The 7864-nt window shown below is 71.2% G+C and carries 9 protein-coding genes; 4 read left to right on the top strand and 5 right to left on the bottom strand.

What is annotated here, in order from left to right; translation table 11 throughout:
• Position 1 precedes the first annotated feature (1 nt).
• Complete coding sequence (locus RI138_RS21320) at positions 2 to 634, bottom strand: NADPH-dependent FMN reductase (RefSeq protein WP_311122964.1); 633 nt, start codon at positions 632 to 634, stop codon at positions 2 to 4.
• Positions 635 to 954: 320 nt separating this feature from the next.
• On the opposite strand from RI138_RS21320, the gene RI138_RS21315 reads away from it, so the two are divergent.
• Positions 955 to 2004: an aspartate-semialdehyde dehydrogenase gene (locus tag RI138_RS21315; protein WP_311121196.1), complete on the top strand. Its 1050-nt coding sequence runs from the start codon at positions 955 to 957 to the stop codon at positions 2002 to 2004.
• Positions 2005 to 2083: 79 nt separating this feature from the next.
• Here the strand turns inward: RI138_RS21315 and RI138_RS21310 are convergent, their stop codons facing one another.
• Positions 2084 to 2995, bottom strand: a complete 912-nt coding sequence (locus RI138_RS21310) for a LysR family transcriptional regulator (protein WP_311121195.1) — start codon at positions 2993 to 2995, stop codon at positions 2084 to 2086.
• Positions 2996 to 3000: 5 nt separating this feature from the next.
• Positions 3001 to 3183, bottom strand: coding sequence for a hypothetical protein (locus RI138_RS21305; protein WP_311121194.1), 183 nt, complete (start codon positions 3181 to 3183; stop codon positions 3001 to 3003).
• Between the two features lie 245 nt (positions 3184 to 3428).
• On the opposite strand from RI138_RS21305, the gene RI138_RS21300 reads away from it, so the two are divergent.
• Positions 3429 to 4436: a helix-turn-helix transcriptional regulator gene (locus tag RI138_RS21300; RefSeq protein ID WP_311121193.1), complete on the top strand. Its 1008-nt coding sequence runs from the start codon at positions 3429 to 3431 to the stop codon at positions 4434 to 4436.
• Positions 4437 to 4521: 85 nt separating this feature from the next.
• Here the strand turns inward: RI138_RS21300 and RI138_RS21295 are convergent, their stop codons facing one another.
• Both RI138_RS21295 and gdhA read right to left on the bottom strand, forming a co-directional pair.
• Positions 4522 to 4719: an MbtH family protein gene (locus RI138_RS21295; RefSeq protein ID WP_311121192.1), complete on the bottom strand. Its 198-nt coding sequence runs from the start codon at positions 4717 to 4719 to the stop codon at positions 4522 to 4524.
• Between the two features lie 234 nt (positions 4720 to 4953).
• Positions 4954 to 6333 carry an NADP-specific glutamate dehydrogenase gene (gdhA, locus tag RI138_RS21290; protein ID WP_311121191.1) on the bottom strand — a complete coding sequence of 460 codons (1380 nt, stop codon included), beginning with the start codon at positions 6331 to 6333 and terminating at the stop codon, positions 4954 to 4956.
• Positions 6334 to 6653: 320 nt separating this feature from the next.
• On the opposite strand from gdhA, the gene RI138_RS21285 reads away from it, so the two are divergent.
• Positions 6654 to 7106 (top strand): RDD family protein, encoded by a 453-nt coding sequence (locus RI138_RS21285; RefSeq protein WP_311121190.1) that lies wholly within the window; start codon positions 6654 to 6656, stop codon positions 7104 to 7106.
• Between the two features lie 26 nt (positions 7107 to 7132).
• Complete coding sequence (locus tag RI138_RS21280; protein ID WP_311121189.1) at positions 7133 to 7711, top strand: GNAT family N-acetyltransferase; 579 nt, start codon at positions 7133 to 7135, stop codon at positions 7709 to 7711.
• Positions 7712 to 7864 lie beyond the last annotated feature (153 nt).

Genomic DNA, 7864 nt, shown 5'->3' with positions numbered 1-7864 from the left:
GTCACCGCGCCTGGAGTGCTGTGAGTGATGTGGGTACGGCGGCCCGCGCGGTGGGTGCCGCGGCCCGCAGCGCCCGGTGCGCCTCGCCGAACTCGACGACCTGGGCGGCGACCTCGTTCAACTGCCGCTGGATGTGCGGGTCGTCGCACTCGCCGCTCGCGGTGAACCCCGCCGTCGCGCTGTTCAGCGCCACACCCAGCGGTGTCGGCCAGCCCCGGAGCGCGTGCACCACGTCCCGCAGGGTGGCCAGGGTGGTCACCGCGCCCTGCCAGCCCTGCCCCACGGCCAGGCAGCCGACGGCGCGCCCCGTCAGATACGGCCGCTCGTCGTCCCGCAGCTGTTCGATGTGGTCCAGGGCGTTCTTCAGCAGCCCCGGCACCGTCCCGTGGTACGCCGGGCTGGCGAGGACGACCCCGTCGGCCCCGGCGATCGCGGCCAGCATGCGCCGTGCCCGGGGTTCCGGGGACGCGGCGCGCGGATCGTAGAGGGGCATCACCAGGTCGGCGCCGGCGATCAGGCTGACGTCCGCACCCAGCCGGGCCGCTTCGGCCAGCACGACACGGAGTCCCCGCTCCGCCGTGGAACCCGGCCGGGAGGACCCTCCGATTCCGACGACCTTGACGGCCTGCTGCATCAACCCACCCATTCGATCGGCGAACTCCCGGTCGCCCGGGACCGTTCCGTCCTCCACCCTTCGCCACACGAAACGGCGGGGTCAACGTCGGCCCGACGGGCAGATCCGATCGTCGGCTTCGGTGATTCCGATCAGCTGCGCCCCCGATCGGCGGCACCAATGGAAGCCATCGGCGATCCGCATGTGCCGCCGATTGCCGGCCGGACCCGCGCGGGGGGATGATCAGCCCCTCGCTCCCCCCGGATTCCCCCACTCGGCTCAGCCCGACCGTCCGGAAGGCCACTGCCCCGGACCCCGTCCACCGCCCTACTCGATCGGCGATGCCCATGCCTCTGGTCGACGACCCCCTTGCCCCGCGCATCGCCGTCGTCGGCGCGACCGGCGCGGTGGGCGGCACCCTGCTCGACGTCATCGAGGACCGGGGGCTGCGCTACCGGGCACTGCACCTCCTGGCCTCCGCGCGCTCGGCCGGGCGGGAGATCCGGGTCGGGGACCGGGAGTACCTGGTGGGCGAGCTGACCGGCTTCCACTTCGGCGACGCGGACGTGGTGTTCTTCTCCGCCGGGCACGCCGTCAGCAGGGCCTGGGTGCCGGTCGCGGTCGCCCACGGCACCCTGGTGATCGACAACACCTTCGCCTTCCGGATGAGCGCTGACGTCCCGCTGGTCGTCCCGCAGGTCAACTCCGCGGAGCTGGACCGCCGCCCGGCGGCCGGGGTGATCGCCAACCCGAACTCCGTCACGATCCCGCTGGTCCGTGTCGTCCGGGACGTGGAGCGCCGCTGGGGCGTGCGGCAGATCTCCGTGAGTACGTACCAGGCGGCGTCCGGCAGCGGTCACTCCGGCATCGAGGAGCTTCAGGAGGCGTCCCGGCTCGCCCTCCAGGACCCCCAGGCGACGATGCCCGCCGAGGAGTTCTCGCCCGGGCTGGCCTTCAACGTGGTGCCGCAGATCGGCCGGGTGCTGGACGACGGCTTCACCCTCCAGGAACGCAAGCTGCTCCAGGAGTCCCGCAAGATCCTGGGCCTGCCCGGCCTCGACATCACGGCGACCTGTGTCCGGGTCCCGGTGGTCAACGGCCATTCCGCGGCGATGTGGGTCGAGTGCCTGAAGCCGGTGGACCGTGCGGAACTGTGCCTGTTGCTGGGCGGGCTGCCTGATGTGACCGTCCACGGCGACGGGATGCACGGCGACATCCTCACCCCTGCCACCCTCGGCGACCCGAACCATCTGCATCTGGGCCGGATCAGGATCTCGCCCACCAACCCGAACAGCTTCCTGCTCTGGCTGGTCACCGACAACCTCCGGGTGGGTGCCGCGCTCAACGCCCTCCAGATCATGGAGACACTGGTCGCCAAGGGGCACCTGTGAACGCGAAAGGCCACCGGCACGCCGAAGGCGTGCCGGTGGCCGGTCCTGAGAATCACGGCAGCCGCTGCAAGGCGCCCGCTCAGCCCACCAGTTGCAGCTGGGGCCGGTCCTGTGCCATGAACTGGACCGTACGGTCGAGGAACACCCGCATCTCCCGGGTGAGCCGACGGCCCCGGCGCCACGCGATCTGCGTGTACACCTCGAACGGCGGCTCCCAGTCGAGGACCGCCAGGGTTCCGGCGGCGACCGCGTCGGACACCGTCATCTCGGGCAGCACGCTGACCCCGAGACCGGCCGCGAGTCCGCGCTTGACCGACTCGATGTTCCCGAACTCCAGCAGCTGTACGGACCGTGCGGCGCCGGAGTTGAGCTCGGCCTCCAGCATTCCCCGGTACGCGCACCCCGCCTCGGGCGCCAGGACCCGCGCACCGCGCAGCTCCCCCGTGCTCACCCGGCGCACCGACGCGAGGGGGTGGCCGGGCGCGGCGACCGCGACCAGCGGTTCCCGCCCCAGCACCTGGGTCTGCACACCCGGGTGCTCCGTGTCCGCCTCCATGAGGAACCCCATGTCGAAGGCGCCCTGCCGCAGCGCCTCACAGGTCTGAGCGCACTGGCTGGGCCGCAACGCGAGCTGGAGCAGTGGGTAGCGGTGGTGGAAGAACTCCAGCACCGGCGGCATGCGGTACGAGGTGAGGCTCTCGGTCGTCCCGACGGTGAGCACCCCGGAGGGCTCCGCCCAGCCGGTGGTGCTGTCCCGGGCCTCGTCGACGAGAGACAGGATCCGCTCCGCGTACGGAACGAGCCGCTCCCCGGCGGGGGTGAGCCGGATGCCGCCCCGCAGCCTTTCGAAGAGCTCGACGCCCAAGGCCACTTCCAGCCCCTTGACCTGGGCGGTGACGCTGGACTGTGCGTATTTCAGCTCGGCTGCGGCCCGGGTGAAGCTCAGCAGCGTCGCGACACGGTGAAAGGTGGTGAGCTGTCTCAGATCCACCGGTATCACTGCCAGCCCATGTCCGCCCGGGGCACATCGGCGGACGCGGTCCCCTCCGCCTTGACGGCGGACGCGGAGACGGCCGCTTCGGCGGTGTCGGTGGCGGTGATCACGCCGGCGGGTGCGAGCAGCGCCGTGGCGGCGAGCACGGTGAGAGCAGCAGCCTTGGCGATACGGGCATGGAGCATGATCGGCGTCCTTTCGGCAGGTGAATCCACGGAGAACGGTTGCGACTGAGAGGTGTTTCCTGGCGGACCCGTCCGCCTCGAAGTAGCATCGCCGCTGGTGAACCTTGGGGGGAAGGGAATCGGCGGGCCGCTTTGGGTCATGACCCAAAGCGGCCACCGAGTCACTGAACGGCCTGTCAGCGGGCCGCCCCCGTGCCGTAGCAGAAGGACGACGGAGCGATACCGCTGGAACGGGGAACTGAGCGATGCTGGAACTGCTGGGGCTGGATACGCACACGGAAGCGGTGTACCGGGCCATGCTGGAGCACCCTCAGGACGGCGTCACCGCGCTCGCGCGTCATCTTGATCTCTCCGAGGACGCCGTCCGCGCGGCCTGGGACAGACTGGCCGAACTGTCACTGCTCCAGCCTTCCACCGGCTCCGCGCAACCGCCGCGGGCCGTCAGCCCCGAGCTCGGGCTCGATTACCTGCTGGCCCGCAGGCAGGCCGAGTTCGCCGTCCAGCGGCAGCGCATCACCGCCGCCAGGACCGCGGCCTCCCAGCTGATATCCGAGTACGCCGACCGCCGTCCGGCCGGCGGCCCGGTCAGCGTGGAGCACCTGGACGATGTGACGCAGATCCGGACCCGGCTGGCCCTCCTGACGGAGGGTGTGCGGCGGGAGGTGATGGCCTTCGCCCCGGGAGGGGCGCAGACCAAGGAGAACAGGGCGTCCGCTCGGCCGCTCAACGAGAAGCTGCTGGGCCGCGGTGTGACGCTGCGGACGATCTATCTGGAGAGCTTCCGCAACTGCGCGGCCAGCATGGCCCACGCCAACTGGCTGACCGCCATGGGCGGTCAGGTCCGCACGGTGGGCGAGCTCCCGCTCCGTATGACCATCCTCGACCGGTCGACAGCTGTGATCCCGCTCGACAGCGGGGACAGCAGCAAGGGCGCGATGGTCGTCACGGGTACGGGAACGGGTACGGGCATGCTCACCGCGCTCTGCACCCTGTTCGAAACCGTCTGGGAGGCTTCGCGCCCCCTGGGCGAGGAGCCCCGCCGCCAGGAGAGCGAACTCGACCGGCAGGAGGCCGCGGCCCTGCGACTGCTCGCCGAGGGGCACACGGACGAGGGCATAGCCAAGCGCCTCGGCGTCTCGCACCGCACCGCCCGGCGCATCGCGACGGGTCTCATGGACCGGTTGGGGGCCCGCAGCAGATTCGAGGCGGGCGTCCGTGCGACCCAGCGGGGCTGGCTGCCCCAGGAGCACTGACCACCACCGGCGCACGGTCGCACCGGCCACGGACCGCCCGGCCCCGATTTCCCCGACTTCCCCGGCCGCTCGGCCGGCCAACCGGCTAACCGGCCCGACGGACGCTCAGCGGCCGCTGGTCGACCCAGACCTCGTCCACGTGGGCCAGGCACTCCTCCCGGGACCCGCTGACGCCCGTACCTCGCCAGCCCGCCGGTACTTCGCGCCCCTCCGGCCAGATCGAGTACTGCTCCTCATCGTTGATGACCACGGCGAAACGGCCCTCTCGGTCGTCCTGGACCACGACGCACCTCCACGGATTCTGCTCGGCTTGCACCGCCCAGCCTGGGCCGCCCCGCCCCCCGCCACAACACATCGCCCATGGAAGCTCCCGAACCTCCGCATCGGCCCGGCCGATACGGAGGTTCGGGAGGGCGGTGGCCGCGCCGCGGCGAGGGCGGTCGGCAGCTCGGCGACAGCCCCTGGGGCCGCTGCCGTCACGGCGACGGCGAGTTCACTCCGCCGCGTTCGCGTCCGGTCAGATCAGCCCCTGCGCCAGCATCGCGTCCGCGACCAGCTCGAAGCCCGCGATGTTCGCGCCCACCACGTAGTTGCCGGGGCTCCCGTAACGCTCGGCGGTCGTGTGGCAGGAGTCGTGGATGTGCCGCATGATCTCGGCCAGCCGCTCCTCGGTGTGGGCGAAGCTCCACGAGTCCCGGGACGCGTTCTGCTGCATCTCCAGCGCGCTGGTCGCCACCCCGCCCGCGTTGGCCGCCTTGCCGGGCGCGAAGGCGACGCCCGCCTCCTGGAAGACCCGGACCGCCTCCGGGGTGGTGGGCATGTTGGCGCCCTCCGCGACCGCCTTGACCCCGTTGCGTACGAGGTCGAGCGCGTCGGCCTCGTGCAGTTCGTTCTGCGTGGCGCAGGGCAGGGCCACGTCCACGGGAACCGACCACACCCCCGTACCGGGGACGAACCGGGCGTGTGTGCCGCGCCGTTCGGCGTACTCCGAGACCCGGCCGCGACCGGCCTCCTTGATCTCCTTGAGGAGGGCGAGGTCGATGCCCTTCTCGTCGACGACGTAACCGCCGGAGTCCGAGCAGGTGATGACGGTCGCGCCGAGCTGCTGGGCCTTCTCGATGGCGTAGACGGCCACGTTGCCGGAGCCGGAGACCGCGACGGTCTGGCCCTCCAGCGACTCGCCCCGGCTGCGCAGCATCTCGGCGGTGAACAGGACCGTGCCGTAGCCGGTGGCCTCCGTACGGGCCTGTGCTCCGCCCCAGCCGAGGCCCTTGCCGGTGAGGACGCCGGACTCGTAACGGTTGGTGATCCGCTTGTACTGGCCGAAGAGGTAGCCGATCTCGCGGCCGCCCACGCCGATGTCACCGGCGGGGACGTCGGTGTACTCACCCAGGTGGCGGTGGAGTTCGGTCATGAAGGACTGGCAGAACCGCATGATCTCGGCGTCGGAGCGGCCCTTGGGGTCGAAGTCCGCCCCTCCCTTGCCGCCGCCGATCGGCATGCCGGTGAGGGCGTTCTTGAAGATCTGCTCGAAGCCGAGGAACTTCACGATGCCGAGGTTGACCGAGGGGTGGAAGCGCAGCCCGCCCTTGTACGGACCGAGCGAGCTGGAGAACTCGACCCGGAAGCCGCGGTTGACGTGGATGTCGCCGGAGTCGTCCGACCACGGCACCCGGAAGATCAGCTGGCGCTCGGGTTCGCATATCCGCTCGATGATGCGGGCATCCACGAACTCGGGACGCCGCGTCAGTACGGGGCCGAGCGTCTCCAGGACCTCGCGGACCGCCTGGTGGAACTCCTGCTCGCCCTGGTTCCGCCGCAGGATCTCGGCGTAGAGCGGCTCGATGACCCGATGGGAAGCTTCGGGCATACGGGCGGGGTCGGGAATGACCGGCATCTGATCAAGACCTTCCGTGGGCGGCTCGTGGGCCCCGATTGTCCCGCATCAACCGATGATCTTCGAGGGCTGTCCACGCAGCGCCCCGGGCGGCGCGGGCGCCATGTCTCCCGAAAGCAAGCAGAACGTAAGAGTGCTGTAAAACAACGTGGGGGCACGGGAGTTACCCGTCAGGAACAGGGACACTTCGCCTGACGATCAGTCATGATGCCCCCATGACGAAGCCGTGGCGCCCGGAATATCCCGGGTATCCGCACCCCCCGGCACGCCCCGCTCCCGGGCTCCACGGGCAGCCCCGCATACCCAGGGGCACGGGTGACATGCGGCGCTATCTCGCGGTCGGGCTCGACTGCTATCTGTGTCTGCTGGCCGTCGGGCTGCTGGTGCGGTCCTGTCTGGACTCCGGCGGGACGGGGCGGGCGGTCGCCCTGCTGGTCGCCCAGCTGATCGTGCTGTCGTTCGCCAACCAGGTGCTGCTGACCATGGTCGTCCGGGCGAGCGCCGGAAAGCTGATCATGGGGGTCCGGGTGATCCGGCTGCCCGACGCGGGCCGCCCAGGCTTCCGCCGCCTGGTGCTGCGCTGGCTGTACGGGCTCCTCTGGCTGCCGCTCCAGCCCTGGTACCGGCTCCGGTGCCCCGAACCGACCGCCCGCACACCGGAGCGGCCCCCGTGCTGCCACGCCGAGCCGCACGAGGACCTGGCGGGGGTGCGCCAGGTCCGCCGCAGCGATCTGCGGCTCTACCGGGCAGCGGTGGCGGGCCGGACGGACTGAGGCCCTCCTTCGGTAGGTTGACGGCCATGACCGCCCTCGGACCCATCGCCTGGCCGCCCGCCCCGATACCGACAGGACGCCTCGTGCTCCGCACCGCCGAGTCCCGGGACCGTACGACGTTCGTCGAGTTGTTCTCCTCGCCGGAGGTGTACACCTACCTCGGCGGCGCCCGCCCCCGCGCCGAGCTCGACCGCGTGATGCCCGAGGTGCCCGGACAGCGCCCAGGCCTCTTCGTGATCGATCTCGACGGGACGATGATCGGCACGGTCACCCTCGACCGGCGCGACGCGAACCGCCCGGGCCGGCTGCGCCCCGATGGCGAAGAGGCCGAGATCGGCTACCTTCTCCTGCCCCGCGCCTGGGGCCACGGGTACGCCGCCGAGGCGTGCGCGGCGGCGCTCGGCTGGTTCGCCGACGCGCTGCCCGGCGAACCGGTGGTGCTCTGCACCCAGACCGCCAACGCCCGCTCGATACGCCTCGCGGAGAAGCTGGGCTTCACCGAGGTGGAGCGGTTCGAGGAGTTCGGCGCCGAGCAGTGGTTCGGTGCGTGGTCCCCCCGAAGACGGCGCCAGGGTCCGAACTGGCCTTCATCCAGCCCTGGTTGAGTTCGCCGCGCAGGCGGATTCAGCCCGAAGCCCCCGCGACCGGGGGGTAGCGCACGGTCGACCTCGCGGTGTCGATCACGCTGGGCTCCACCGGCGTTCGCAGGGTCTACCAGCTGCGCCAACACCGGGATACAGGCCAGACGTTGGCTTGTT

The sequence above is a fragment of the Streptomyces durocortorensis genome (assembly GCF_031760065.1).
Lineage (GTDB): Bacteria > Actinomycetota > Actinomycetes > Streptomycetales > Streptomycetaceae > Streptomyces.
Note: the sequence above shows the minus strand (reverse complement) of the source record. Positions and strands in the feature narration are given on the sequence as shown.